The sequence below is a fragment of the Streptomyces sp. NBC_00250 genome, assembly GCF_036192275.1.
Classification (GTDB): domain Bacteria; phylum Actinomycetota; class Actinomycetes; order Streptomycetales; family Streptomycetaceae; genus Streptomyces.
The window spans coordinates 3,832,712-3,858,209 of record NZ_CP108088.1 but is presented as its reverse complement, the minus strand read 5'-3'; the positions used below and the strand labels follow the sequence as shown (position 1 = coordinate 3,858,209).

Annotated in this window: 38 protein-coding genes; 36 read left to right on the top strand and 2 right to left on the bottom strand. The window is 67.6% G+C overall.

The features are described 5' to 3' along the window. Positions 1–11: 11 nt before the first annotated feature. The gene (locus OG259_RS17220) at positions 12–1,991 is read right to left on the bottom strand and encodes a PIG-L family deacetylase (RefSeq protein WP_328943067.1); all 1,980 of its coding nucleotides are present in this window, start codon (positions 1,989–1,991) and stop codon (positions 12–14) included. Positions 1,992–2,204: 213 nt separating this feature from the next. Between OG259_RS17220 and OG259_RS17215 the strand changes: the two genes are divergently transcribed. The 33 genes from OG259_RS17215 (at position 2,205) to truA (ending at position 21,442) form a co-directional block, all read left to right on the top strand. Beyond that, the gene (locus tag OG259_RS17215; protein WP_328943066.1) at positions 2,205–2,567 is read left to right on the top strand and encodes a YciI family protein; all 363 of its coding nucleotides are present in this window, start codon (positions 2,205–2,207) and stop codon (positions 2,565–2,567) included. Then, a complete protein-coding gene (locus OG259_RS17210; RefSeq protein WP_328943065.1) occupies positions 2,564–3,805 on the top strand; it encodes an RNA polymerase sigma factor in 1,242 nt (413 codons plus the stop codon). Before OG259_RS17215 ends, OG259_RS17210 begins: the two co-directional genes overlap by 4 nt. A gap of 449 nt (positions 3,806–4,254) precedes the next feature. Beyond that, positions 4,255–4,563 carry a 30S ribosomal protein S10 gene (rpsJ, locus tag OG259_RS17205; protein ID WP_003948644.1) on the top strand — a complete coding sequence of 103 codons (309 nt, stop codon included), beginning with the start codon at positions 4,255–4,257 and terminating at the stop codon, positions 4,561–4,563. An 11-nt stretch (positions 4,564–4,574) separates the two neighbouring features. Further along, positions 4,575–5,219: a 50S ribosomal protein L3 gene (gene rplC, locus OG259_RS17200; protein ID WP_024755405.1), complete on the top strand. Its 645-nt coding sequence runs from the start codon at positions 4,575–4,577 to the stop codon at positions 5,217–5,219. Positions 5,220–5,226: 7 nt separating this feature from the next. Next, a complete protein-coding gene (gene rplD, locus OG259_RS17195; RefSeq protein ID WP_189831625.1) occupies positions 5,227–5,877 on the top strand; it encodes a 50S ribosomal protein L4 in 651 nt (216 codons plus the stop codon). Then, positions 5,877–6,200, top strand: a complete 324-nt coding sequence (rplW, locus tag OG259_RS17190) for a 50S ribosomal protein L23 (protein WP_015035575.1) — start codon at positions 5,877–5,879, stop codon at positions 6,198–6,200. The genes rplD and rplW overlap by 1 nt, the downstream gene beginning before the upstream one ends. A gap of 40 nt (positions 6,201–6,240) precedes the next feature. Beyond that, positions 6,241–7,077, top strand: a complete 837-nt coding sequence (gene rplB / locus OG259_RS17185) for a 50S ribosomal protein L2 (protein WP_030214008.1) — start codon at positions 6,241–6,243, stop codon at positions 7,075–7,077. A 12-nt stretch (positions 7,078–7,089) separates the two neighbouring features. Beyond that, on the top strand, positions 7,090–7,371 hold the full coding sequence (gene rpsS / locus OG259_RS17180; RefSeq protein WP_024755409.1) for a 30S ribosomal protein S19: 282 nt from the start codon (positions 7,090–7,092) through the stop codon (positions 7,369–7,371). A gap of 42 nt (positions 7,372–7,413) precedes the next feature. Further along, a complete protein-coding gene (gene rplV / locus OG259_RS17175; RefSeq protein ID WP_187623358.1) occupies positions 7,414–7,761 on the top strand; it encodes a 50S ribosomal protein L22 in 348 nt (115 codons plus the stop codon). Beyond that, positions 7,761–8,609 carry a 30S ribosomal protein S3 gene (gene rpsC / locus OG259_RS17170; RefSeq protein WP_017239578.1) on the top strand — a complete coding sequence of 283 codons (849 nt, stop codon included), beginning with the start codon at positions 7,761–7,763 and terminating at the stop codon, positions 8,607–8,609. Before rplV ends, rpsC begins: the two co-directional genes overlap by 1 nt. A gap of 5 nt (positions 8,610–8,614) precedes the next feature. Further along, positions 8,615–9,034 carry a 50S ribosomal protein L16 gene (gene rplP, locus OG259_RS17165; RefSeq protein ID WP_015035580.1) on the top strand — a complete coding sequence of 140 codons (420 nt, stop codon included), beginning with the start codon at positions 8,615–8,617 and terminating at the stop codon, positions 9,032–9,034. Further along, positions 9,034–9,258 (top strand): 50S ribosomal protein L29, encoded by a 225-nt coding sequence (rpmC, locus tag OG259_RS17160; protein WP_017239580.1) that lies wholly within the window; start codon positions 9,034–9,036, stop codon positions 9,256–9,258. The genes rplP and rpmC overlap by 1 nt, the downstream gene beginning before the upstream one ends. After that, positions 9,258–9,539: a 30S ribosomal protein S17 gene (gene rpsQ / locus OG259_RS17155; RefSeq protein ID WP_015035582.1), complete on the top strand. Its 282-nt coding sequence runs from the start codon at positions 9,258–9,260 to the stop codon at positions 9,537–9,539. Before rpmC ends, rpsQ begins: the two co-directional genes overlap by 1 nt. A 136-nt stretch (positions 9,540–9,675) precedes the next feature. Next, positions 9,676–10,044, top strand: coding sequence for a 50S ribosomal protein L14 (gene rplN / locus OG259_RS17150; RefSeq protein ID WP_003956455.1), 369 nt, complete (start codon positions 9,676–9,678; stop codon positions 10,042–10,044). Between the two features lie 2 nt (positions 10,045–10,046). Further along, a complete protein-coding gene (gene rplX / locus OG259_RS17145; protein WP_024755412.1) occupies positions 10,047–10,358 on the top strand; it encodes a 50S ribosomal protein L24 in 312 nt (103 codons plus the stop codon). Next, entirely contained in the window at positions 10,355–10,912 is a 558-nt protein-coding gene (gene rplE / locus OG259_RS17140) for a 50S ribosomal protein L5 (protein WP_106975815.1), read from the top strand. The genes rplX and rplE overlap by 4 nt, the downstream gene beginning before the upstream one ends. A gap of 5 nt (positions 10,913–10,917) precedes the next feature. Next, on the top strand, positions 10,918–11,103 hold the full coding sequence (locus OG259_RS17135) for a type Z 30S ribosomal protein S14 (RefSeq protein WP_003948630.1): 186 nt from the start codon (positions 10,918–10,920) through the stop codon (positions 11,101–11,103). Between the two features lie 206 nt (positions 11,104–11,309). Further along, on the top strand, positions 11,310–11,708 hold the full coding sequence (gene rpsH, locus OG259_RS17130; protein ID WP_015035585.1) for a 30S ribosomal protein S8: 399 nt from the start codon (positions 11,310–11,312) through the stop codon (positions 11,706–11,708). 21 nt (positions 11,709–11,729) lie between these two features. After that, positions 11,730–12,269 (top strand): 50S ribosomal protein L6, encoded by a 540-nt coding sequence (gene rplF, locus OG259_RS17125; protein ID WP_024755414.1) that lies wholly within the window; start codon positions 11,730–11,732, stop codon positions 12,267–12,269. Between the two features lie 3 nt (positions 12,270–12,272). Further along, a complete protein-coding gene (gene rplR / locus OG259_RS17120) occupies positions 12,273–12,656 on the top strand; it encodes a 50S ribosomal protein L18 (protein ID WP_015035587.1) in 384 nt (127 codons plus the stop codon). A 46-nt stretch (positions 12,657–12,702) separates the two neighbouring features. Continuing rightward, the gene (gene rpsE, locus OG259_RS17115) at positions 12,703–13,305 is read left to right on the top strand and encodes a 30S ribosomal protein S5 (RefSeq protein WP_114625512.1); all 603 of its coding nucleotides are present in this window, start codon (positions 12,703–12,705) and stop codon (positions 13,303–13,305) included. Continuing rightward, entirely contained in the window at positions 13,305–13,487 is a 183-nt protein-coding gene (rpmD, locus tag OG259_RS17110) for a 50S ribosomal protein L30 (RefSeq protein ID WP_015035589.1), read from the top strand. Before rpsE ends, rpmD begins: the two co-directional genes overlap by 1 nt. Position 13,488: 1 nt before the next feature. Next, a complete protein-coding gene (gene rplO, locus OG259_RS17105; protein ID WP_030318646.1) occupies positions 13,489–13,944 on the top strand; it encodes a 50S ribosomal protein L15 in 456 nt (151 codons plus the stop codon). 213 nt (positions 13,945–14,157) lie between these two features. Then, on the top strand, positions 14,158–15,477 hold the full coding sequence (secY, locus tag OG259_RS17100) for a preprotein translocase subunit SecY (RefSeq protein ID WP_266895449.1): 1,320 nt from the start codon (positions 14,158–14,160) through the stop codon (positions 15,475–15,477). Continuing rightward, complete coding sequence (locus OG259_RS17095) at positions 15,477–16,124, top strand: adenylate kinase (protein WP_328943064.1); 648 nt, start codon at positions 15,477–15,479, stop codon at positions 16,122–16,124. The genes secY and OG259_RS17095 overlap by 1 nt, the downstream gene beginning before the upstream one ends. A gap of 96 nt (positions 16,125–16,220) precedes the next feature. Then, positions 16,221–17,072 carry a type I methionyl aminopeptidase gene (gene map / locus OG259_RS17090; protein WP_266895453.1) on the top strand — a complete coding sequence of 284 codons (852 nt, stop codon included), beginning with the start codon at positions 16,221–16,223 and terminating at the stop codon, positions 17,070–17,072. Between the two features lie 206 nt (positions 17,073–17,278). Further along, the gene (gene infA / locus OG259_RS17085) at positions 17,279–17,500 is read left to right on the top strand and encodes a translation initiation factor IF-1 (RefSeq protein WP_003956442.1); all 222 of its coding nucleotides are present in this window, start codon (positions 17,279–17,281) and stop codon (positions 17,498–17,500) included. A gap of 62 nt (positions 17,501–17,562) precedes the next feature. Next, entirely contained in the window at positions 17,563–17,676 is a 114-nt protein-coding gene (gene rpmJ, locus OG259_RS17080; protein ID WP_003956441.1) for a 50S ribosomal protein L36, read from the top strand. Between the two features lie 190 nt (positions 17,677–17,866). Next, on the top strand, positions 17,867–18,247 hold the full coding sequence (rpsM, locus tag OG259_RS17075; RefSeq protein WP_015035595.1) for a 30S ribosomal protein S13: 381 nt from the start codon (positions 17,867–17,869) through the stop codon (positions 18,245–18,247). A gap of 66 nt (positions 18,248–18,313) precedes the next feature. Further along, entirely contained in the window at positions 18,314–18,718 is a 405-nt protein-coding gene (gene rpsK, locus OG259_RS17070; protein WP_006376016.1) for a 30S ribosomal protein S11, read from the top strand. Between the two features lie 134 nt (positions 18,719–18,852). Continuing rightward, on the top strand, positions 18,853–19,875 hold the full coding sequence (locus tag OG259_RS17065; protein ID WP_003966937.1) for a DNA-directed RNA polymerase subunit alpha: 1,023 nt from the start codon (positions 18,853–18,855) through the stop codon (positions 19,873–19,875). A 162-nt stretch (positions 19,876–20,037) separates the two neighbouring features. Then, on the top strand, positions 20,038–20,502 hold the full coding sequence (rplQ, locus tag OG259_RS17060) for a 50S ribosomal protein L17 (protein ID WP_266895457.1): 465 nt from the start codon (positions 20,038–20,040) through the stop codon (positions 20,500–20,502). A gap of 82 nt (positions 20,503–20,584) precedes the next feature. Further along, positions 20,585–21,442 carry a tRNA pseudouridine(38-40) synthase TruA gene (gene truA / locus OG259_RS17055; protein ID WP_328943063.1) on the top strand — a complete coding sequence of 286 codons (858 nt, stop codon included), beginning with the start codon at positions 20,585–20,587 and terminating at the stop codon, positions 21,440–21,442. Here truA and OG259_RS17050 read toward each other — a convergent pair. Beyond that, positions 21,413–22,411 carry a hypothetical protein gene (locus OG259_RS17050; protein ID WP_328943062.1) on the bottom strand — a complete coding sequence of 333 codons (999 nt, stop codon included), beginning with the start codon at positions 22,409–22,411 and terminating at the stop codon, positions 21,413–21,415. The two genes, truA and OG259_RS17050, sit on opposite strands and share 30 nt — an antisense overlap. A gap of 56 nt (positions 22,412–22,467) precedes the next feature. Here OG259_RS17050 and OG259_RS17045 point away from each other — a divergent pair, with 56 nt between their 5' ends. The 3 genes from OG259_RS17045 (at position 22,468) to rpsI (ending at position 25,398) form a co-directional block, all read left to right on the top strand. Continuing rightward, on the top strand, positions 22,468–24,090 hold the full coding sequence (locus tag OG259_RS17045; RefSeq protein WP_266895463.1) for an ABC-F family ATP-binding cassette domain-containing protein: 1,623 nt from the start codon (positions 22,468–22,470) through the stop codon (positions 24,088–24,090). Positions 24,091–24,397: 307 nt separating this feature from the next. Then, entirely contained in the window at positions 24,398–24,841 is a 444-nt protein-coding gene (rplM, locus tag OG259_RS17040; protein ID WP_030318630.1) for a 50S ribosomal protein L13, read from the top strand. Positions 24,842–24,885: 44 nt separating this feature from the next. Further along, complete coding sequence (gene rpsI, locus OG259_RS17035) at positions 24,886–25,398, top strand: 30S ribosomal protein S9 (protein ID WP_015035601.1); 513 nt, start codon at positions 24,886–24,888, stop codon at positions 25,396–25,398. Positions 25,399–25,498 lie beyond the last annotated feature (100 nt).

Below are 25,498 nucleotides of genomic sequence, written 5' to 3'. Positions count from 1 at the left end.
GTTCCCGACCCCTACGGCCGCCAGCTCCAGGGGTGGCCGTCCGCGCCCAGACCCACCACGGTCGCCCGGCCCGTCCCCAGGTGCAGCGCGGCCGACACCGCCGACGGACCCGCCGTACGGGTGCGCAGTCGGCCACCTGCCCGCATCCGCACCCGGCCGCGTGCGTCCGTGCCGAGGAGCACGGTCCCGAGCGCCGCTGAGCGCGCCGCGACCACACCCCCGTAACCGTCCAGACCGGCGTCGCCCGTCGGGCCGAGGAGTTCCCCGCTCGCCGGCCGCCGGTAGTACAGCTCGCCTCCGGCCGCCGCCACCGTGGACCCGGACAGCGGCAGCGGCTCCGGCCGCTCCACTCCGTCCACCCAGTGGCGTACGGACTCCCGCCCCGCCGCGTGGAGGTGCACCCGGCCCGCCGCGTCGAGCGAGACGGCGAGACCGTCCTGGACCTCCGCCGTGCCGGGAAGCGTCCGCCACGGGCTCCAGGACCCGTCCGCCGACCGCACCAGGGTGGAGACGCCCTTGTCGGCGTTCCGTACGAAGAGATGGACCCGGCCGTCGGGGGCCGTGACCGCCACCGGGGCGCCGACCCGGCGGCCGCGGTCGTCGCCGCGCTCCGGATTGCCGAGCCCGCGCCAGGCCAGGAACGGGCCGCCGGGGGAGCGCTGCTCCAGGAGCACCAGCTCGCGCCGGTTCGACCCGCCGTGTCCGTCGATCGCGGCGAACCGCACCCCGAAGAGCAGCACCCGGCCGTCGCCGAGCACCGCCGAGCCGAGCGCGGGTGCGAGCGGCCCGCCGCCGAGGTCCACCGGCTCGCTCCAGACGCCGGGTGCGGTCTCCCGCCAGCGGACGGCGCGCAGACCCAGCACGCCGTACGCGGTGAGGCGGCCGTCCGGCTCCTCGGCGAGCGCCGGGCCCGCGGACGGCCAGCGGTGGTGGGTGGAGCGGACCCAGCCCTTGCGGTTGGTGAGCGGCCGGTCGCCGCCGACGCCGTAGTCGCCGCAGCCCGAGGGGTTTCCGCACTCCCAGGAGGGGTCCCCGCCGTACGGGACGAGGCGCGCGGCCTTCTCCTCGAGCACCTGCGGGGGGAGGTTCTTGGGCCAGTGGCGGTTGTAGTAGCCGCGGAAGGCGGTCGTCGTGAACGCCGGTATCGGGTTGCCGTCCCGGACCGCGTCCGAGACCCAGCGGCTCAGCGCCGCCCAGGTGAAGGAGGCGACCGCCGTGTGGTCCCCGTGGTCCGAGTAGCCGGGCTGCTCGGAGTCCCGCCTGCGGGTGGCCTCGTCGCCGGTCTGGACGTCCGGATCCGGGTCGAGGGTGTGCACCACCGTGGGCCGGTAGCGGCGGAGCAGCCCGACGAGGACGCCGACCAGCTGGTCGTAGTCGTAGGTGTCCGAGCGGGTGACGGGCGAACCGGTCGACAGATGGGTCCGCAGCTCCAGGGCACGGTCGTGCCAGAGCGCGGGCAGGGCCATGTAGCGCCGGTTGGTGTGCATGGGCAGGTTGAGGAAGACCAGCTCTATGCGGCGTCCACCGTGCGTGAGCGTGTCCGTCTCCGCCCGCCGGCCGTCGGGGAGCGTGAGCACCTCCCGCCGCCAGGGCGTGAACATCGGCAGGCCGAGCGCCGCCGCGTACGACTGGCGCAGGCCCTGGTGGCGCGACGAGGAGTAGGCGGCGCGGTCCGGGGGAGTGTCCGGCATCCCCTTGATCCGGTTCCGGCCGGTGTGCTCGCCGGCGGTCACGTACACGGAGACGAGCGGGACCCCGGCGTCGAGGAGGCGCTGGGTGTCGGGGTTCATGAAGTACAGGTCGTCGTCCGGGTGCGCGGCGACCTGCAGGAGCAGCGCCCGCCGGGTCCGCGCGGAGGCGATCGGCTTGCCGGGCGCGGGGTCGACGGTCGGGGCGGTCCTGCGCGGCTCGGGCACGGAACACCCGGCGACGGCCGAGGTGACGGCGAGGGCGGCGGCGAGAACCGCCCGCCGACGGGGTGCTGTGGTCACGTACGCGGTCCGTCCCCTGGGCTGTGCGGTCCTCAGCAAGACGAATATTCGATGCTCGGGGTTGTGTGTGGACGGGCCGCCGAGTGGCAGGATTCGGCCACCGGAAAAAGATCTCCGAAGATCTCTGTCGATCATGTCGAGGACCCGCTGTCGGCTCCGACCAACGGGTGACGGCACGCCACAGGGGCGCGCGGGACGGGGAGGACACCCGAGATGAAGTACGTCGCGATGATCTACGGCAACCAGGCCAAGTGGGACTCCTTCCCGGCCGAGGCCTGGCCCGAGGCGATCGCCCGCCAGGACGCCTTCAACCGGAAGTACCGGGAGAGCGGTGAGCTGATCGGCGCGTACGGACTCGCCGACGCGGCCGCCGCCCAGCTCGTACGCCGTGAGGGCGGCGCCCCCGCGGTCACCGACGGCCCCTACCTGGAGACCAAGGAGTACCTGGCCAGCTTCTACCTGCTCGACTGCGACAGCCTGGAGCGGGCCCAGCAGATCGCCGCGGACATGCCCTTCGCGGACGTCGACCCCGTCGAGCTGTGGCCGGTCCTGCACGAGTCCGCGGCGGACGTGTGAGCGGCCCCACCGACATCGAGGACCTGCTGCGCACGTACGCGCCGCAGGTCCTCGGCGTGCTCGTCCGCCGGTACGGCAGCTTCGACACCTGCGAGGACGCCGTCCAGGAGGCCCTGATCGCCGCCGCCCGGCAGTGGCCCGGGGAAGGCGTCCCGGACAACCCGCGCGGCTGGCTGGTCACCGTCGCCTCCCGCAAGCTCGTCGACCAGGTCCGCAGCGAGGCCGCGCGGCGCCGCCGCGAGGACGCTCTCGCCCTCGCCACCCCCGCCTCGGAACTCCTCGCGCACGCCGCCGACGAGGAGGAGCCGGGCGCCGACCGGGACGACTCGCTCGCCCTGCTCTTCCTCTGCTGTCACCCGGACCTCTCCCCGCCCAGCCGCATCGCGCTCACCCTGCGCGCGGTCGGCGGCCTCACCACCGCGCAGATCGCCGCCGCCTTCCTCGTCCCCGAGTCGACGATGGCGCAGCGCATCAGCCGGGCCAAGCAGACGATCAAGGCGGCGGGCGGGTCGCTCACGCTGCCCCCGGAGGACCGCACGGCCCGTCTCGCCGAGGTCCGGCACGTGCTCTACCTCGTCTTCAACGAGGGCTACACGGCCAGCGGCGGCGACGAGCTCACCGCGCCCGAGCTGTCCACGGAGGCGATCCGGCTGGCGCGGCTGCTCCACCGACTGGTGCCCGAGGACACCGAGACGGCGGGCCTGCTGGCCCTGATGCTGCTCACCGACGCCCGCAGGCCGGCCCGGACGGGACCGCACGGAGAGCTGGTGCCGCTCGCGGAGCAGGACCGGGGGAGGTGGGACGGCAGGCTCGTCGCGGAGGGCGTCACGCTGATCAGCCGCACTCTGCCCCGGGGCCAGGTGGGCCCTTACCAGCTCCAGGCGGCGATCGCGGCCGTCCACGACGAGGCGGAGACCGCCGAGGCCACCGACTGGCCGCAGATCCTCGCGCTCTACGAGCTCCTGGAGCGGACCGGGCCGAACCCGATGATCACCCTCAACCGCGCGGTGGCCGTCGCGATGGTCCACGGACCGGCGGCCGGTCTCGCCCTCCTGGACGAGCTCGCGCGGGACAAGAGGACGGCCCGGCACCACCGGCTGCTGGCCACCCGGGCCCATCTGCTCGAACTCCTCGGCGACCCGGAGACGGCGGCGGAGGTCTACCGGGAGGCGGCACGCCGTACGACCAGCGCCCCCGAGCGTCGTCATCTCACCGAGCGGGCACGGCGCTTGGGATGAGAGGGGAAGGGGGGCGGGCGACCTGGCCGCGTGCGCCCCGGCGCATGGCCTGACGTGACGTGGGGTACAGTCTTCGCTCCCGATTGGCGGCCGGATGGCCCCGTATGGCAGACTGTCGGGGTTGCTCGGTTGAGTGCCGATGCTGCGCGCCTCCCGTCGGGAGGACCGGAAGCGAGTCCCACAGTACTCGTCGCTCCTTCTCAGGAGCGGACGTACGGGAATCTTCTGGGAAGCGTCAGCGGGGTGCAGACCAGGCACCCGGTGGGTGTTTTGCCCCCGGCCCGCGGTTCATGGCGACCGTGCCCCCTTGGTTGGGAAATCCTCAGGGATTTCTGCGTAGAGGGAGTGCGACACGCCCGACCGCGTGGGTCGGAGACACGACAACGCTTTTCAATAAGCGAAGCCGATCGGGTTCCAGAGCGTTACGAGACAAAGGACTACTAGTAGCCATGGCGGGACAGAAGATCCGCATCCGGCTCAAGGCCTACGACCACGAGGTCATCGACTCCTCGGCGAAGAAGATCGTCGAGACGGTGACCCGCACTGGTGCGTCGGTCGCGGGCCCGGTGCCGCTGCCCACTGAGAAGAACGTGTACTGCGTCATCAAGTCGCCGCACAAGTACAAGGACTCGCGCGAGCACTTCGAGATGCGCACGCACAAGCGCCTCATCGACATCCTCGACCCCACGCCGAAGACGGTTGACTCGCTCATGCGTCTCGACCTCCCGGCGGGCGTTGACATCGAGATCAAGCTCTGAGGGCGCGCGAGATGGCTAAGAACATCAAGGGCATCCTGGGCGAGAAGCTCGGCATGACGCAGGTCTGGGACGAGAACAACCGGGTCGTCCCGGTGACCGTCGTCAAGGCCGGCCCCAATGTCGTGACCCAGGTGCGTACGAACGACGTCGACGGCTACGAGTCGGTCCAGATCGCCTTCGGCGAGATCGACCCTCGCAAGGTGAACAAGCCCCTCAAGGGTCACTTCGCCAAGGCTGACGTCACCCCGCGCCGCCACCTGGTGGAGCTCCGCACCGCTGACGCCTCCGAGTACACGCTCGGCCAGGAGATCACCGCCGAGCTCTTCGAGGCCGGCGTGAAGGTCGACGTCACCGGTAAGAGCAAGGGCAAGGGCTTCGCCGGTGTCATGAAGCGCCACAACTTCCGTGGTGGCAAGGCGTCGCACGGTGCCCACCGCGTGCACCGTAAGCCCGGCTCCATCGGTGGCTGTGCCACCCCGGGTCGTGTCTTCAAGGGCATGAAGATGGCCGGTCGCATGGGCAACGAGCGTGTGACCACCCAGAACCTGACCGTCCACGCCGTTGACGCCGAGAAGGGTCTGCTGCTCATCAAGGGCGCCGTCCCCGGCCCTAACGGTGGCCTCGTCCTGGTCCGCACTGCGGCCAAGGGGGTTTGAGGAACCGATGAGCACCATTGACATCCTTTCGCCGGCAGGCGACAAGACCGGGACCGTCGAGCTCCCCGAGGAGATCTTCGGCGCCAAGGTCAGCGTTCCGCTGATCCACCAGGTCGTCGTCGCGCAGCTGGCCGCGGCCCGTCAGGGCACGCACAAGACCAAGCGTCGTGGCGAAGTCCGTGGTGGTGGCAAGAAGCCTTACCGCCAGAAGGGCACCGGCCGCGCTCGCCAGGGTTCGACCCGCGCCCCGCAGTTCGTCGGCGGTGGCGTCGTTCACGGCCCCCAGCCGCGTGACTACTCGCAGCGGACCCCCAAGAAGATGAAGGTCGCCGCCCTCCGCGGTGCCCTCTCGGACCGGGCCACCCACTCCCGCATCCACGTCGTGACCGGCGTGGTCGAGGGTGACATCTCCACCAAGGCCGCGAAGACGCTGTTCGGCAAGATCTCGGAGCGCAAGAACCTGCTCCTGGTCGTCGAGCGCTCCGACGAGGCCGCGTGGCTGTCCGCTCGTAACCTGCCCCAGGTGCACATCCTGGAGCCGGGCCAGCTCAACACGTACGACGTGATCGTCTCCGACGACGTGGTCTTCACCAAGGCCGCCCTCGAGTCCTTCGTGTCTGGCCCCCAGACCGCTGAGACCGAAGGGAGCGACGCCTGATGACTGAGGCCGTCGTCACCAGCAAGACCTTCTCGGACCCGCGCGACATCCTGATCAAGCCGGTCGTCTCGGAGAAGAGCTACGCCCTGCTGGACGAGAACAAGTACACGTTCATCGTCGCGCCTGGCTCCAACAAGACCCAGATCAAGCAGGCCGTCGAGGCGGTCTTCTCGGTCAAGGTCACCGGGGTCAACACGATCAACCGCCAGGGTAAGCGCAAGCGCACCAAGGCCGGTTTCGGCAAGCGCAAGGACACCAAGCGCGCCATCGTGACCCTTGCTGAGGGCAACCGTATCGACATCTTCGGCGGTCCGACCGCCTAAGGGCGGTCTGGATCGTCCGGAATCGGACGAGGACTGAGAAATGGGAATCCGCAAGTACAAGCCGACTACGCCGGGCCGTCGTGGCTCCTCCGTAGCCGACTTCGTCGAGATCACGCGGTCCACGCCGGAGAAGTCGCTGGTTCGCCCCCTGCACAGCAAGGGCGGCCGTAACAACACCGGTCGGATCACCGTTCGCCACCAGGGTGGTGGACACAAGCGCGCCTACCGTGTGATCGACTTCCGTCGTCACGACAAGGACGGCGTGCCGGCCAAGGTCGCGCACATCGAGTACGACCCGAACCGCACGGCGCGCATCGCGCTGCTCCACTACGTGGACGGCGAGAAGCGCTACATCATCGCCCCCAAGGGTCTGACGCAGGGTGACCGCGTCGAGAACGGCCCCGGCGCGGACATCAAGCCCGGCAACAACCTGGCGCTCCGCAACATCCCGGTCGGTACCACGATCCACGCGATCGAGATCCGTCCCGGTGGCGGCGCCAAGTTCGCCCGCTCCGCTGGTGCCTCCGTGCAGCTGCTGGCGAAGGAGGGCACGATGGCCCACCTTCGTATGCCGTCCGGTGAGATCCGTCTCGTCGACGCGCGCTGCCGCGCCACGATCGGCGAGGTCGGCAACGCCGAGCAGTCGAACATCAACTGGGGCAAGGCCGGCCGCAAGCGCTGGCTCGGCGTCCGCCCGACCGTCCGCGGTGTGGCGATGAACCCGGTTGACCACCCGCACGGTGGTGGTGAGGGTAAGACCTCCGGTGGTCGCCACCCGGTCTCCCCGTGGGGTCAGAAGGAGGGTCGTACTCGCTCGCCGAAGAAGGCTTCGAGCAAGTACATCGTCCGCCGCCGCAAGACGAACAAGAAGCGCTAGGAGCGGGTTTAGATGCCGCGCAGTCTCAAGAAGGGACCCTTCGTCGACGGACACCTCGTAAAGAAGGTGGACGTACAGAACGAAGCCGGTACCAAGAACGTCATCAAGACCTGGTCCCGTCGCTCGATGATCATCCCGGCCATGCTCGGCCACACGATCGCGGTGCACAACGGCAAGACCCACATTCCGGTGTTTGTCACCGAGTCGATGGTCGGCCACAAGCTCGGCGAGTTCTCGCCGACGCGCACCTTCCGGGGTCACGTGAAGGACGACCGGAAGTCGAAGCGCCGCTAGTAGCGGGGTGGAATGACCATGACAGACACTGGAAGGACAACCATGGAAGCCAGGGCCCAGGCGCGGTACATCCGCGTCACGCCCATGAAGGCCCGCCGAGTGGTGGACCTTATCCGTGGCATGGACGCCACGGAGGCTCAGGCGGTCCTGCGTTTCGCCCCGCAGGCCGCGAGCGTGCCGGTTGGCAAGGTGCTGGACAGCGCCATTGCCAACGCTGCACACAACTACGACCACACGGACGCCTCTTCGCTGATCATCAGCGAGGCGTTTGTGGATGAGGGCCCGACCCTGAAGCGGTTCCGTCCGCGTGCCCAGGGCCGTGCCTACCGGATCCGTAAGCGGACCAGCCACATCACCGTGGTCGTCAGCAGCAAGGAAGGAACCCGGTAATGGGCCAGAAGGTTAACCCGCATGGGTTCCGGCTCGGCATCACCACGGACTTCAAGTCCCGTTGGTACGCCGACAAGCTGTACAAGGACTACGTCAAGGAAGACGTCGCCATCCGTCGGATGATGACGTCCGGCATGGAGCGCGCCGGCATCTCGAAGGTTGAGATCGAGCGCACCCGTGACCGCGTGCGGGTGGACATCCACACCGCGCGTCCCGGCATCGTCATCGGCCGCCGTGGCGCCGAGGCCGACCGCATCCGCGGTGACCTCGAGAAGCTCACGGGCAAGCAGGTCCAGCTGAACATCCTCGAGGTCAAGAACCCCGAGATGGACGCTCAGCTGGTTGCTCAGGCCGTTGCCGAGCAGCTCTCCTCCCGCGTCTCCTTCCGTCGCGCCATGCGTAAGAGCATGCAGGGCACGATGAAGGCCGGCGCCAAGGGCATCAAGATCCAGTGTGGCGGTCGTCTCGGCGGCGCCGAGATGTCCCGCTCGGAGTTCTACCGCGAGGGTCGTGTGCCGCTGCACACGCTCCGCGCGAACGTGGACTACGGCTTCTTCGAGGCCAAGACGACCTTCGGTCGCATTGGCGTCAAGGTCTGGATCTACAAGGGCGACGTCAAGAACATCGCCGAGGTCCGCGCCGAGAACGCTGCGGCCCGTGCGGGTAACCGCCCGGCCCGTGGCGCCGGCGCTGGCGACCGCCCGGCCGGCCGTGGTGGCCGCGGTGGCGAGCGTGGCGGCCGCGGCCGCAAGCCGCAGCAGCAGTCCGCGCCGGCTGCCGAGGCCCCCAAGGCCGACGCTCCCGCCGCCGCTGCCGCTCCGGCTGAGAGCACCGGAACGGAGGCCTGACCGAAATGCTGATCCCCCGTAGGGTCAAGCACCGCAAGCAGCACCACCCCAAGCGCTCGGGTATGAGCAAGGGTGGTACGCAGGTTGCGTTCGGCGAGTACGGCATTCAGGCCCTCACGCCGGCGTACGTGACGAACCGCCAGATCGAGGCTGCTCGTATCGCGATGACCCGCCACATCAAGCGTGGCGGCAAGGTCTGGATCAACATCTACCCGGACCGCCCCCTGACGAAGAAGCCTGCCGAGACCCGCATGGGTTCCGGTAAGGGTTCTCCGGAGTGGTGGATCGCGAACGTCAAGCCGGGTCGGGTGATGTTCGAACTGTCCTACCCGAACGAGAAGATCGCGCGCGAGGCCCTGACCCGTGCGGCCCACAAGCTGCCGATGAAGTGCAAGATCGTTAAGCGCGAAGCAGGTGAGCTGTGATGTCGGCCGGTACCAAGGCGTCCGAGCTGCGCGAGCTGGGCAACGAGGAGCTTCTCAACAAGCTCCGCGAGGCCAAGGAAGAGCTGTTCAACCTCCGCTTCCAGGCGGCGACGGGTCAGCTCGAGAACCACGGCCGGCTCAAGTCCGTCCGTAAGGACATCGCCCGGATCTACACCCTGATGCGTGAGCGCGAGCTGGGCATCGAGACGGTGGAGAACGCCTGATGAGCGAGAGCAACGTGACTGAGAAGACCGAGCGCAACGCTCGCAAGGTCCGCGAGGGCCTGGTCGTCAGCGACAAGATGGACAAGACCGTCGTCGTCGCTGTCGAGGACCGCGTCAAGCACGCGCTGTACGGCAAGGTCATCCGCCGTACGAACAAGCTCAAGGCTCATGACGAGCAGAACGCTGCCGGCATCGGCGACCGCGTCCTCCTGATGGAGACCCGGAAGCTGTCCGCCACGAAGCACTGGCGCGTCATCGAGATCCTCGAGAAGGCCAAGTAAGGAATTTCCCGCAAGGGAAATCCATATGTTCAGCCTGAGGGGTTTCCCTCAGGTCAGTTCCGCCAGGCTCGGTGGGGTTGCGCTGATCACTTGGCGCAACCCCGCCGGGAACCGGCAGACAAATCAGGAGATAGACGTGATCCAGCAGGAGTCGCGACTGCGTGTCGCCGACAACACTGGTGCCAAGGAGATCCTTTGCATCCGTGTTCTCGGTGGCTCGGGTCGCCGCTACGCGGGCATCGGTGACGTCATCGTCGCCACCGTCAAGGACGCGATCCCCGGTGGCAACGTGAAGAAGGGTGACGTCGTCAAGGCGGTCATCGTTCGCACCGTCAAGGAGCGCCGCCGCCAGGACGGCTCGTACATCCGCTTCGACGAGAACGCCGCTGTCATTCTCAAGAACGACGGCGACCCTCGCGGCACCCGTATCTTCGGCCCGGTCGGCCGTGAGCTGCGCGAGAAGAAGTTCATGAAGATCATCTCGCTCGCGCCGGAGGTGCTGTAAGCATGAAGATCAAGAAGGGCGACCTGGTCCAGGTCATCACCGGTAAGGACAAGGGCAAGCAGGGCAAGGTCATCACGGCCTTCCCCCGCGAGAACCGCGTCCTCGTCGAGGGTGTCAACCGGGTCAAGAAGCACACCAAGGCCGGCCCGTCGCAGGCCGGTGGCATCGTCACGACCGAGGCTCCGGTCCACGTCTCCAACGTCCAGCTGGTCGTGGAGAAGGACGGCAAGAAGGTCGTCACGCGTGTCGGTTTCCGCTTCGACGACGAGGGCAACAAGATCCGCGTTGCCAAGCGGACGGGTGAGGACATCTGATGGCTACCACCACTCCGCGTCTCAAGACGAAGTACCGCGAGGAGATCGCGGGCAAGCTGCGTGAGGAGTTCTCCTACGAGAACGTCATGCAGGTTCCCGGCCTCGTGAAGATCGTGGTCAACATGGGTGTCGGCGACGCCGCCCGTGACTCGAAGCTCATGGACGGTGCCGTCCGTGACCTGACCACCATCACCGGTCAGAAGCCGGCCGTCACCAAGGCCCGCAAGTCCATCGCGCAGTTCAAGCTTCGCGAAGGACAGCCGATCGGTGCGCACGTCACCCTCCGTGGCGACCGCATGTGGGAGTTCCTGGACCGCACCCTGTCGCTCGCGCTTCCGCGCATCCGCGACTTCCGTGGTCTGTCCCCCAAGCAGTTCGACGGGCGTGGCAACTACACCTTCGGTCTCACGGAGCAGGTCATGTTCCACGAGATCGACCAGGACAAGATCGACCGTGTCCGGGGTATGGACATCACCGTGGTGACCACGGCGACCAACGACGACGAGGGCCGTGCCCTTCTGCGTCACCTCGGCTTCCCCTTCAAGGAGGCGTAAGCGAGATGGCGAAGAAGGCTCTCATCGCGAAGGCTGCTCGCAAGCCCAAGTTCGGCGTGCGTGGCTACACGCGCTGCCAGCGCTGTGGTCGTCCCCACTCCGTGTACCGCAAGTTCGGCCTGTGCCGCGTGTGCCTTCGTGAGATGGCTCACCGTGGCGAGCTGCCGGGCGTGACCAAGAGCTCCTGGTAATCCCTTAGTTGGGATGACCGGAGTCTCTCGGTAAGCACTGGGTTGTCGGATGCCCAGCCCTCCATGGCTTAGGCTAGGAGGGTTGGGCGTCCGACGCCCGTACGACTTACTACGCCGTAGGTCCCCGCGCCGCACCCGTCCCGCCCCTGTGTGGGGAGAGGGATGGCGCACTGGAAACCCCGGCGAGAGAGGCCGAAGGCCAATTCATGACCATGACTGATCCGATCGCGGACATGCTGACTCGTCTGCGTAACGCGAACTCGGCATACCACGACTCCGTGACGATGCCGCACAGCAAGATCAAGTCTCACATCGCGGAAATCCTCCAGCAGGAGGGCTTCATCACGGGCTGGAAGGTCGAGGACGCCGAGGTCGGCAAGAACCTCGTCCTCGAGCTCAAGTTCGGTCCGAACCGTGAGCGCTCCATCGCGGGCATCAAGCGGATCTCGAAGCCCGGTCTCCGGGTTTACGCGAAGTCCACCAACCTGCCGAAGGTTCTCGGCGGCCTGGGCGTGGCGATCATCTCCACGTCCCACGGTCTCCTGACCGGCCAGCAGGCAGGCAAGAAGGGCGTAGGTGGGGAAGTCCTCGCCTACGTCTGGTAGTCGGGAAAGGAAGGAAAGCTCATGTCGCGTATTGGCAAGCTGCCTATCCAGGTTCCCGCCGGCGTGGACGTCACCATCGATGGCCGCACGGTCACGGTGAAGGGTTCCAAGGGCACCCTGAGCCACACCGTCGCCGCTCCGATCGAGATCGTTAAGGGCGAGGATGGCGTGCTGAACGTCAACCGTCCGAACGACGAGCGTCAGAACAAGGCCCTTCACGGCCTGTCCCGCACGCTGGTGGCCAACATGATCACCGGTGTGACCCAGGGTTACGTGAAGGCGCTCGAGATCAGCGGTGTCGGTTACCGCGTGGCCGCGAAGGGCTCCAACCTGGAGTTCCAGCTCGGCTACAGCCACCCGATCCTGGTCGAGGCGCCCGAGGGCATCTCGTTCAAGGTCGAGTCGCCGACCAAGTTCTCGGTCGAGGGCATCGACAAGCAGAAGGTCGGCGAGGTCGCGGCGAACATCCGCAAGCTGCGGAAGCCCGACCCGTACAAGGCCAAGGGCGTCAAGTACGCCGGCGAGGTCATCCGCCGCAAGGTCGGAAAGGCTGGTAAGTAAGCCATGGCATACGGTGTGAAGATCGCCAAGGGCGACGCTTACAAGCGTGCCGCCAAGGCGCGCCGCCACATCCGCATCCGCAAGAACGTGTCGGGTACGGCGGAGCGTCCGCGCCTCGTCGTGACGCGTTCGAACCGTGGTATCACCGCTCAGGTCATCGACGACCTCAAGGGTCACACCCTTGCGTCGGCGTCGAACCTGGACGCGTCGATCCGCGGTGGCGAGGGTGACAAGTCCGCGCAGGCCAAGCAGGTCGGAGCTCTCGTCGCCGAGCGCGCCAAGGCCGCTGGCGTCGAGGCTGTCGTGTTCGACCGTGGTGGCAACAGGTACGCCGGGCGCATTGCCGCTCTGGCTGACGCCGCCCGCGAAGCCGGGCTGAAGTTCTAAGCCCCGGTTCCGGGACTAACGGACGTAACAGAGAGAGGTAAATCCAATGGCTGGACCCCAGCGCCGCGGAAGCGGTGCCGGTGGCGGCGAGCGGCGGGACCGGAAGGGCCGCGACGGTGGCGCTGCCGCCGAGAAGACCGCGTACGTTGAGCGCGTTGTCGCGATCAACCGCGTCGCCAAGGTTGTCAAGGGTGGTCGCCGCTTCAGCTTCACCGCGCTGGTCGTGGTGGGCGACGGTGACGGCACCGTAGGTGTCGGTTACGGCAAGGCCAAGGAAGTTCCCGCGGCCATCGCCAAGGGTGTCGAGGAAGCCAAGAAGAACTTCTTCAAGGTTCCGCGCATCCAGGGCACCATCCCTCACCCGATCCAGGGCGAGAAGGCCGCGGGCGTCGTCCTGCTCAAGCCGGCTTCCCCCGGTACCGGTGTTATCGCCGGTGGCCCGGTGCGCGCCGTGCTCGAGTGCGCCGGCGTTCACGACATCCTGTCGAAGTCGCTCGGCTCCGACAACGCGATCAACATCGTGCACGCGACCGTGGCGGCCCTTCAGGGCCTGCAGCGTCCCGAGGAGATCGCGGCTCGCCGTGGTCTGCCCCTCGAGGACGTCGCCCCCGCGGCTCTGCTCCGTGCGCGTGCTGGGGCGGGTGCCTAATGGCTCGCCTCAAGGTCACGCAGACGAAGTCGTACATCGGCAGCAAGCAGAACCACCGCGACACCCTGCGCTCGCTTGGCCTCAAGAAGGTCAACGACGTGGTTGTCAAGGAGGACCGCCCCGAGTTCCGCGGCATGGTGCACACCGTCCGCCACCTCGTGACGGTCGAGGAGGTTGACTGACATGGCGGAGACCAACCCGCTGAAGGCCCACAACCTCCGTCCCGCCCCCGGCGCCAAGACCGCGAAGACCCGTGTGGGTCGTGGTGAGGCGTCGAAGGGTAAGACGGCCGGTCGTGGTACCAAGGGCACGAAGGCCCGTTACCAGGTTCCGCAGCGCTTCGAGGGTGGGCAGATGCCCCTCCACATGCGTCTGCCGAAGCTCAAGGGCTTCAAGAACCCGTTCCGCACCGAGTACCAGGTCGTGAACCTGGACAAGCTCACCGCGCTCTACCCGCAGGGTGGCGAGGTCACGGTGGCCGATCTGGTCGCCAAGGGTGCGGTTCGCAAGAACCAGCTCGTCAAGGTGCTCGGCACCGGCGAGATCACCGTGGCGCTGCAGGTGACGGTTGACGCCGTCTCCGGCTCCGCCAAGGAGAAGATCGCCGCTGCCGGCGGCACCGTCACCGAGCTCGTCTAAGACGACTCGATGGCTTGAACATCCGATCGGGGATGCCTCCCAAAAGGGGCATCCCCGATTGGTCGTTCCTAGGGGGGCATGCTCGCCGGTAAGGTGGCGTGCACTGTCTAGGCTCCGTGCGGTATGCCCGCACGGGATTGATGACCGATACCTAATCGTCGAACCTCAAGACCGTCACCCTTGACGCATAGCGCGGGGGTCGCAGGAGGCACCGTGCTTACCGCGTTCGCCCGGGCGTTCAAGACGCCCGACCTGCGCAAGAAGCTGTTCTTCACGCTCGCCATCATCGTGCTGTACCGCCTCGGGGCCCACATCCCGGTCCCCGGCGTCAGCTACGAGGCCGTCCAGCAGTGTGTGAAGCAGGCCAGCGAGGGCAACAACAGCCTGTTCGGCCTGGTCAACATGTTCAGTGGCGGCGCGCTGCTGCAGATCACCATCTTCGCGCTCGGCATCATGCCGTACATCACGGCGAGCATCATCCTGCAGCTGCTGACCGTCGTGATCCCGCGACTCGAGGCCCTCAAGAAGGAGGGTCAGTCCGGTACCGCCAAGATCACGCAGTACACCCGGTACCTGACGGTCGCCCTCGCCATCCTTCAGGGCACCGGTCTCGTGGCCACCGCCAAGAGCGGTGCTCTCTTCAGTGGCTGCCGTGTCGCCGACCAGGTCGTCCCCGACCCGTCGATCTTCACCATCGCCACGATGGTCATCACGATGACCGCCGGCACCTGCATCGTCATGTGGCTCGGTGAGCTCATCACCGACCGCGGCATCGGCAACGGCATGTCGATCCTGATGTTCATCTCGATCGCCGCCGGCTTCCCGGGTGCCCTCTGGGCCATCAAGGAGAGCGGCAAGCTCGCCAAGGGCTGGATCGAGTTCGGCACCGTCATCCTCATCGGCTTCGTGATGGTGGCCCTCGTGGTCTTCGTCGAGCAGGCCCAGCGCCGCATCCCGGTGCAGTACGCGAAGCGCATGATCGGCCGGCGCTCCTACGGCGGTACGTCCACGTACATCCCGCTGAAGGTGAACCAGGCAGGTGTGATTCCTGTCATCTTCGCGTCGTCGCTGCTCTACATCCCGGCCTTGATCGCCCAGTTCTCGAACTCCACCGCAGGGTGGAAGACCTGGATCGAAGCCCACTTCGTCAAGGGTGACCACCCCTACTACATCGCTACGTACTTCCTCCTGATCGTGTTCTTCGCCTTCTTCTATGTGGCGATCTCGTTCAACCCCGAGGAAGTCGCGGACAACATGAAGAAGTATGGTGGCTTCATCCCGGGTATCCGGGCTGGTCGACCTACTGCCGAGTATCTGAGCTACGTGCTCAACCGGATCACTTGGCCGGGCTCGCTGTACTTGGGTCTGATCGCTCTTGTGCCGACGATGGCGTTGGCAGGCTTCGGTGGCGCCAATGCCAACTTCCCCTTCGGTGGGACGAGCATCCTCATCATCGTGGGTGTGGGGCTGGAGACCGTGAAGCAGATCGAGAGCCAGCTCCAGCAGCGCAATTACGAAGGGTTCCTCCGCTGATGCGAATCGTCCTCGTCGGACCGCCCGGTGCCGGCAAGGGAACGCAGGCTGCGTTCCTTGCCAAGAACCTGGACATCCCGCACATCTCCACGGGCGACCTGTTCCGCGCCAACATCTCTCAGGGCACGGAGCTGGGTCTGAAGGCCAAGGCGTTCATGGACGCCGGTGACCTGGTACCCGACGAGGTGACCATCGGGATGGCCAAGGACCGGATGGAGCAGCCGGACGCCGCCAACGGCTTCCTGCTGGACGGGTTCCCCCGCAACGTGGCTCAGGCCGAGGCTCTGGACGTCGTCCTGAAGGCCGAGGACATGCAGCTCGACGCGGTCCTGGACCTGGAGGTCCCCGAGGACGAGGTCGTGAAGCGGATCGCGGGTCGCCGCATCTGCCGTAACGACTCGGCGCACGTGTTCCACCTGACGTACAACGCCCCGAAGACCGAGGGCGTCTGCGACGTCTGCGGCGGCGAGCTCTTCCAGCGCGACGACGACTCCGAGGAGACCGTCCGCCGGCGCCTGGAGGTCTACCACACGCAGACCGAGCCGATCATCGACTACTACCGGGCGCAGAACCTGGTCGTGACGATCTCGGCGCTCGGCAAGGTGGACGAGGTCACCGCGAAGGCGATGGCCGCGCTCAAGAAGTAGCCCTGGTTCGTTCGATACGGCCGCGGTGCCCCTCGGGGGTGCCGCGGCCGTATCGTTGTTCTGTTCCCCGTACTCGATGGAAAGGCCGCGGCCACGATGGTGCAGATCAAGACCCCCGAGCAGATCGCGAAGATGCGCGAGGCGGGGCTGGTCGTCGCCGCCATTCACTCGGCGACCCGTGAGGCGGCCGTGCCGGGCGCCACGACCCGTGATCTCGACGAGGTCGCGCGGAAGGTCATCGCCGACCACGGCGCGAAGTCGAACTTCCTCGGGTACGGCGGGTTCCCCGCGACGATCTGCACCTCGGTGAACGAGGTCGTCGTCCACGGCATCCCCGACGACAAGACCGTCCTCAAGGACGGCGACATCATCTCCATCGACGCGGGCGCCATCGTCGACGGCTGGCACGGTGACGCGGCCTACACGGCCTTCGTGGGCACCGGGCACGCGCCGGAGCTCGTCGAGCTCTCCCGGGTCACGGAGGAGTCGATGTGGGCCGGTATCGCGGCCATGAAGCTCGGCAACCGTCTGGTCGACATCTCGAAGGCCATCGAGACGTACATCAAGCGCCAGCCGCGCCCCGCCGTCGGCGACCACAGCCTCGGCCGGTACGGGATCATCGAGGACTACGGCGGCCACGGCATCGGCACCGAGATGCACATGGACCCGCACCTGCTGAACTACGTCTCCCGCAAGCGCGGCAAGGGCCCGAAGCTGGTCCCCGGCCTCTGCCTGGCGATCGAGCCGATGGTCTCCCTGGGCACCCCCCAGACGGAGGTCCTGAAGGACGACTGGACCGTCATCACCACGGACGGCACCTGGTCCTCCCACTGGGAGCACTCGATCGCCCTGACCGAAGAGGGCCCCCTGGTCCTGACCGCGGTCGACGGTGGCAAGGCGAAGCTGGCGGAACTGGGCGTCACGGCGGCGCCGGACCCGCTGGCGTAGCGGGTCGGAGCGCTTTCGTCCGCTCAGGAGTAGCTTTGAAGTTTCTACGGCGTGGTGCCTTGCGTAAGGATCAGTTCGGGTGGGCAGACTTCCCGATTCGTCTTTTCCTGGGGCCTGACGTAGACTGATGCGTCGGCTCTCGTGTACCCGTGTGTCCGCATACGGCGGCGAGAGTCGATCAAGGTAGCCGATTCGAAAGGCGAAGCGTGGCCAAGAAGCAAGGTGCCATCGAAATCGAGGGCACCGTGATCGAGTCCCTCCCGAACGCCATGTTCAAGGTGGAGCTCCAGAACGGTCACAAGGTCCTCGCGCACATCTCCGGCAAGATGCGGATGCACTACATCCGAATCCTTCCGGACGACCGGGTCGTGGTGGAGCTCTCTCCGTACGACCTGACGCGTGGCCGGATCGTCTACCGGTACAAGTAGATCTTGCCCGCACCCCGCCTTCACGCGCGGGTGGTGGCACTGACCCGGAGAACCTCACACCCATGAAGGTCAAGCCGAGCGTCAAGAAGATCTGCGACAAGTGCAAGGTGATCCGCCGTCACGGTCGGGTCATGGTCATCTGCGACAACCTGCGCCACAAGCAGCGCCAGGGCTGACGCACGCCGACCGACCTGCAATTTCGCAGTTCTTCGCGCGACGCATAGCAATACGTACATACGCAGAGCCCGTCGGGCCGTGATTCACGGTTGACGGCACCTCCGGCGGGGGCCGGGGACCCGACCTGTACCTCATACGGCAGCCGGGAACGGTTCTGCAGCAGACCCCCGAGAACACAGGAGCCATTGAATGGCACGCGTTTCCGGTGTTGACATCCCGCGCGAAAAGCGTGTGGTGGTCGCACTCACCTACGTCTTCGGTATCGGGCGTACCCGGTCCGAGGAGATCCTCGCCGCGACCGGCGTGAACCCGTCCACCCGTGTCCGCGACCTTGCCGAGGAAGACCTCGTCAAGATCCGCGAGTACGTGGACGCCAACCTCCAGACCGAGGGTGACCTCCGCCGCGAGATCGCCGCCGACATCCGCCGCAAGGTCGAGATCGGCTGCTACCAGGGTCTGCGCCACCGTCGTGGCCTGCCCGTCCGCGGCCAGCGCACCAGCACGAACGCTCGTACCCGCAAGGGCCCGCGTCGCGCCATCGCCGGCAAGAAGAAGCCGGGCAAGAAGTAGTCCTCAGCGGACGCTTGACCAAGCGGTCTTCGCTGTAGGACCGACCACCTCCCGTAGGAGTTATAGATGCCCCCCAAGGGTCGTCAGGGCGCTGCCAAGAAGGTGCGCCGCAAGGAAAAGAAGAACGTCGCTCACGGGCACGCTCACATCAAGAGCACGTTCAACAACACGATCGTCTCGATCACGGACCCCGCGGGCAACGTGATCTCCTGGGCCTCCGCCGGCCACGTCGGCTTCAAGGGCTCGCGCAAGTCGACCCCGTTCGCCGCGCAGATGGCCGCCGAGTCGGCCGCTCGCCGCGCGCAGGAGCACGGCATGCGCAAGGTTGACGTCTTCGTCAAGGGTCCGGGCTCCGGCCGCGAGACCGCGATCCGCTCCCTCCAGGCCACGGGCCTCGAGGTCGGTTCGATCCAGGACGTCACCCCCACGCCGCACAACGGCTGCCGTCCCCCCAAGCGCCGCCGCGTCTGACGCACGGCTGCTTGACTCAGGACTTCGGGCGGTACGGCTCTTCGGACCGTGCCGCCCGTACCCTTGCAGTACGCAGTACGCAGCACTCCGTCGGGCGTCAAATAGTGGGCGTCCACGACTGAAGGATTGAACACATGCTTATCGCTCAGCGTCCGTCGCTGACCGAAGAGGTCGTCGACGAGTTCCGCTCCCGGTTCGTCATCGAGCCGCTGGAGCCCGGCTTCGGCTACACCCTCGGCAACTCGCTCCGCCGTACCCTCCTCTCCTCGATCCCGGGTGCCGCTGTCACCAGCATCCGCATCGACGGTGTCCTGCACGAGTTCACCACCGTGCCGGGCGTCAAGGAGGACGTGACCGACCTCATCCTCAACATCAAGCAGCTGGTCGTCTCCTCGGAGCACGACGAGCCGGTCGTGATGTACCTGCGCAAGCAGGGCCCGGGTCTGGTCACCGCCGCCGACATCGCGCCCCCGGCCGGTGTCGAGGTGCACAACCCCGACCTCGTCCTCGCCACGCTCAACGGCAAGGGCAAGCTGGAGATGGAGCTGACCGTCGAGCGCGGTCGCGGCTACGTCTCCGCCGTGCAGAACAAGCAGGTGGGCCAGGAGATCGGTCGCATTCCGGTCGACTCCATCTACTCCCCGGTGCTCAAGGTCACGTACAAGGTCGAGGCGACCCGTGTCGAGCAGCGCACCGACTTCGACAAGCTGATCGTCGACGTCGAGACCAAGCAGGCCATGCGCCCGCGTGACGCCATGGCGTCCGCCGGTAAGACCCTGGTCGAGCTGTTCGGCCTGGCGCGCGAGCTCAACATCGACGCCGAGGGCATCGACATGGGCCCGTCCCCCACGGACGCCGCCCTTGCCGCCGACCTGGCGCTGCCGATCGAGGAGCTCGAGCTCACCGTTCGTTCGTACAACTGCCTCAAGCGCGAGGGCATCCACTCCGTGGGTGAGCTTGTCGCCCGCTCCGAGGCGGACCTGCTCGACATCCGCAACTTCGGTGCGAAGTCGATCGACGAGGTCAAGGCGAAGCTGGCCGGTATGGGCCTCGCGCTGAAGGACTCGCCTCCCGGCTTCGACCCGACCGCCGCCGCGGACGCCTTCGGCGCCGATGACGACGCGGATGCCGGTTTCGTGGAGACCGAGCAGTACTAGTCCCTCGGGACCGACTGTTTGATTGCTTCTGCGGGCCAGTTTCGGCTGGTCGCGCAGTTCCCCGCGCCCCTTACGGGGCGCGGGTCTTCGACGGGCGACCGCCCGCTCGGATACTGACCTCGGTACCTGACACGGCCGAGGCAGACATCAAGGAGAAACACCATGCCGCGTCCCGCGAAGGGTGCCCGCCTCGGCGGTTCCGCCGCGCACGAGAAGCTGCTCCTCGCCAACCTGGCGAAGTCGCTCTTCGAGCACGGCCGCATCACCACCACCGAGGCCAAGGCCCGTCGCCTGCGTCCGGTCGCCGAGCGCCTGATCACCAAGGCGAAGAAGGGCGACATCCACAACCGTCGCCTGGTGCTGCAGACGATCACCGACAAGGGCATCGTCCACACCCTCTTCACCGAGATCGCCCCGCGTTACACGGAGCGCCCCGGTGGCTACACCCGCATCACCAAGATCGGCAACCGTCGTGGCGACAACGCCCCGATGGCCGTGATCGAGCTGGTCGAGGGCGAGATCGCCAAGAAGGCGACCGTCGCCGAGGCCGAGGCCGCCACCGTGCGCGCCGTCAAGGAGGCCGACGCGGCCGCCGAGGCTCCGGCCGAGGAGTCGAAGGACGCGTAAGCGTTTTTCCGACGTTTCTCGTGTGCGGGCCCGTACCCCCTGGGGTGCGGGCCCGTTCCCGTGTGTTTGAGAGGATCTCCGCGTGAGCGATGACGTGCAGGACGGTTTCGTACGGGTTCGGCTCGACCTGTCGTACGACGGCAAGGACTTCTCCGGCTGGGCCAAGCAGTCCCAGGGGCAGCGGACGGTGCAGGGGGACATCGAGGCCGCCCTGCGGACCGTGACCCGGTCCCAGGAGACGTACGAGCTGACCGTGGCCGGCCGGACCGACTCCGGGGTGCACGCACGCGGCCAGGTCGCGCATGTCGACCTGCCCGTCGAGCTGTGGGCCGAGCACCGCGACAAGCTGCTCAGGCGGCTCGCGGGGCGCCTCTCGCACGATGTGCGGGTCTGGTCCCTGACCGAGGCCCCCAGCGGCTTCAACGCCCGTTTCTCCGCCATCTGGCGCCGTTACGCCTACCGCGTCACCGACAACCCCGGCGGGGTCGACCCGCTGCAGCGCGGACACGTCCTGTGGCACGACTGGGCCCTCGACATGGACGCCATGAACGAGGCCGCCGCCGCGCTCGTCGGCGAGCACGACTTCGCCGCGTACTGCAAGAAGCGCGAGGGCGCCACCACCATCCGCACGCTCCAGGAGCTGCGCTGGGAGCGCCGCCCCGACGGCGTGATGGAAGCCACCGTGAAGGCGGACGCCTTCTGCCACAACATGGTCCGCTCGCTGGTCGGCGCCATGCTCTTCGTCGGCGACGGCCACCGGCCGGTGGACTGGCCGGGCAAGGTCCTCGCGGCCGGCGTCCGGGACTCCGCCGTGCACGTCGTACGGCCGCACGGGCTCACGCTCGAAGAGGTCGGCTACCCGGCCGACGAGCTCCTGGCCGCCCGCAATCTGGAGGCCAGGAACAAGCGGTCACTCCCCGGGAGCGCCGGCTGCTGCTGAGGCCTGGGCGCGGCCGCGGGCGTAGATCTGGTTGAAGGCGAAGGTGCCGAGGTCGTCGCTGGCCTGGAAGATCGGCTTGTCGGCCTTGGTGACCTTCTTGCCGTCGGCGAAGCCGGCCTGGGTGAAGTAGGCGTACCGGCCGATGGAGTTCGAGCGGCGCAGGCAGACCGTGGCGTGGCAGAAGTCACGCACGCCCGCGCCGGTCAGCGGGGCGATGCCGCCGGTGGCCTGACTCTTCGCCTTGAGGGCGGCGGCCTCCGAGGGGAAGACGGCGACGCCGACGGTGATCGCCACGCCGTCCTTCACATAAGTGGCGCGGAGCACCTTCTGGCAGCCGTTCTTCTTCAGGACGGCGCCGAGGCCGCCCTGGGTGACGGCCGCGCAGTTCGTGGTCGCCGAGGTCGCGCCCTTCTTGTACGGGCGCTTGTTCATCGTCAGCTTCTTGCCCGGGAAGAGGCCCTCCGCGGAGAGCGGGGCCTTGTCCTTCTTCGGGTCCGAGATGTAGTCCTTCGGGTTCGGCGGGGGCGGCGGCGCCACCGAGGAGAAGGTCGGCTCGGGGGTCGGCGTCGCGGTGGGGGAGACCGTGCCGGTCGGCACCCCGCCGTTCTTGGCCTCGTCGTCCTTCTTGCCGCTCGCGACCACGGCGGTGGCGACGATCGCGCCGACGACCAGGGCGGCCACGGCTCCGCCGCCGATCATCAGCCAGCGCTTGCGCCGGTTACGGGAGGCCGAGGCGTCGGCCAGGGCGCCCCAGTCGGGGGTGCCGGTGCCCTGGGCCCCCGGGAAGGGGTCCTGGGGTGCCTGCGCGCCCGGGAAGGGGCTCGGCTGCTCGCCGTAGCCCTGCTGTCCGTAGCCCTGCTGTCCGTGGCCGGGCTGCTGCCCGTATCCCTGCTGCCCCGGCTGCTGTCCGTACCCCTGCTGCCCGCCCTGCTGCGGCTCTTGCGGCCACTGCGGTCCCCCAAAGCTCATGCCGCGCATCCTAAACCGGTTGGGCCGTACGGACGCGGGCGGCGACAATGCACCTCATGGGACATGTCGAGGCCGCGCATCTTGAGTACTACCTGCCCGACGGGAGGATCCTGCTCGGGGACGCCTCCTTCCGGGTCGGGGAGGGCGCCGTCGTCGCCCTCGTCGGGGCCAACGGCGCCGGAAAGACCACACTGCTCCGGCTGATCTCCGGAGAGCTCCAGCCGCACGGCGGCTCCGTCACCGTCAGCGGCGGGCTCGGCGTGATGCCGCAGTTCGTCGGCTCCGTACGGGACGAGTCCACCGTCCGTGACCTGCTGGTCTCGGTGGCGCAGCCCCGGATCAGGGAGGCCGCGAAGGCCGTCGACGAGGCCGAGCACCTGATCATGACCGTCGACGACGAGGCCGCGCAGATGAAGTACGCGCAGGCCCTCAGCGACTGGGCCGACGTGCAGGGGTACGAGGCCGAGACCCTCTGGGACGTCTGCACGATGGCCGCGCTCGGCGTCCCGTACGAGAAGGCGCAGTTCCGGGAGGTCAGGACGCTCTCCGGCGGTGAGCAGAAGCGGCTCGTCCTGGAGTCGCTGCTGCGCGGCGCCGACGAGGTGCTGCTCCTCGACGAGCCGGACAACTATCTCGACGTCCCCGGCAAGCGGTGGCTGGAGGAGCGGCTGCGGGAGACCCGTAAGACCGTGTTGTTCATCTCTCACGACCGGGAGCTGCTCTCCCGGGGCGCGCAGAAGATCGTCGCGGTCGAGCCCGGCCCGGCCGGCTCGGACGTGTGGGTGCACGGTGGCGGTTTCGACACCTTCCACGAGGCGCGGCGGGAGCGGTTCGCGCGCTTCGAGGAGCTGAAGCGGCGCTGGGAGGAGAAGCACGCCCAGCTGAAGAAGCTCGTCCTCAACCTGCGGCAGGCGGCCGCGGTCAGCCACGACATGGCCTCGCGGTACGCGGCGGCGCAGACCCGGCTGCGGAAGTTCGAGGAGGCGGGGCCCCCGCCGGAGCCGCCGCGCGAGCAGGACATCAAGATGCGGCTGCGCGGCGGCCGTACCGGTGTGCGTGCTGTGACCTGCGAGAACCTTGAGCTGACCGGGCTGATGAAGCCGTTCTCGCTGGAGATCTTCTACGGGGAGCGGGTCGGAGTCCTCGGCTCGAACGGGTCGGGGAAGTCGCACTTCCTGCGCCTGCTCGCGGGGGACCCCTCCGTCGCCCACACCGGTGCGTGGAAGCTGGGCGCCCGGGTGGTGCCGGGGCACTTCGCCCAGACCCACGCGCACCCGGAGCTGACCGGCCGGCCGCTCGTCGACATCCTGTGGACCGAGCACGCCAAGGACCGGGGCGGGGCGATGTCGATGCTGCGGCGCTACGAGCTGGAGCGGCAGGGCGACCAGCCCTTCGACAAGCTCTCGGGCGGGCAGCAGGCGCGGTTCCAGATCCTGCTCATGGAGCTGCAGGGCACCACGGCGCTGCTCCTCGACGAGCCGACGGACAACCTGGACCTGGAGTCGGCGGAGGCTCTGCAGGACGGTCTGGAGTCGTACGACGGGACGGTGCTGGCCGTGACCCACGACCGGTGGTTCGCGAAGAGCTTCGACCGGTTCCTGGTGTTCGGCTCCGACGGCGTGGTGCGCGAGACGACGGAGCCGGTGTGGGACGAGCGGCGGGTCGAGCGGGCGCGCTGACCTTGGGCGGTCGGCGGTCCGGTGTGGGTGTGCGCCTCGGGTTCGGGTCGGAGCCGGTGTGGGGCGAGCGGGTGCGGTGACCTGGTGTATCGCGGCGTTTTGACCCGTCGGGGGGAGCGCGGGTAGTGTTGCGGTTTGTTATGCGTATTGGCTTCGTCGTTTTCACGCGAAGGGCCTTTGCGCAGGTTCCCTGGAGCAGTTACCAGTGGCTCGCATACGGGCGATGTTCCCGGCAGTGCAGGCCCCAGCTGCATGATCGCTTCAGGTGTGTCTGGACTCCATCCACTGAAGAAGCGAAGGCTACGAAGTGCGTACGTACAGCCCCAAGCCCGGCGATGTCACTCGCCAGTGGCACATCATCGACGCGCAGGACATCGTCCTGGGCCGTCTGGCGACCACGGCTGCGAACCTCCTCCGAGGCAAGCACAAGCCGGTCTACGCCCCCCACATGGACATGGGCGACTTCGTCATCATCATCAATGCTGACAAGGTCCACCTGTCCGGCAACAAGAAGACCCAGAAGCTGGCTTACCGCCACTCCGGCTTCCCGGGTGGTCTGCGCTCCGTCCGTTACGACGAGCTGCTCTCCAAGAACCCCGAGAAGGCCGTCGAGAAGGCCATCAAGGGCATGATCCCCAAGAACACCCTGGGCCGTCAGATGATCTCGAAGCTGAAGGTCTACGCGGGCGAGAACCACCCGCACGCTGCGCAGCAGCCGGTTCCGTTCGAGATCACCCAGGTCGCGCAGTAGTTCCGGCCACACCCCCTAAGAACGAAAGAAATCTGAGGAGCATCGTGGCCGAGACCACCCCCGAGACCCCCGTCGACGAGTTCGAGGGCGTTGAGGAGTACACCACCGAGACCGAGCTCGTCGAGGGTGAGTACACCTCCGAGTCGCTCGCGTCCCGCTTCGGCGACCCGCAGCCGGCCGCCGGCCTGGGCCGTCGCAAGAACGCCATCGCCCGCGTCCGGATCGTTCCGGGCACCGGCAAGTGGAAGATCAACGGTCGCACCCTTGAGGACTACTTCCCCAACAAGGTGCACCAGCAGGAAGTCAACGAGCCCTTCAAGGTGCTCGAGCTCGACAACCGCTACGACGTCATCGCCCGCATCGCGGGTGGCGGTGTCTCCGGCCAGGCCGGCGCCCTGCGCCTCGGTGTGGCCCGTGCGCTGAACGAGGCGGACGTCGAGAACAACCGCCCGGCGCTGAAGAAGGCCGGCTTCCTCTCCCGCGACGACCGTGCGGTCGAGCGCAAGAAGGCCGGTCTCAAGAAGGCCCGTAAGGCTCCGCAGTACAGCAAGCGTTAATCGCCTGCTCGGTCTGCTTTCGTACGCCCCGGCGGCACTGCCCGTGCCGTCGGGGCGTACGTTTTTTCATAACCTCTTTCTTCTTCACCACTTTCTTCTT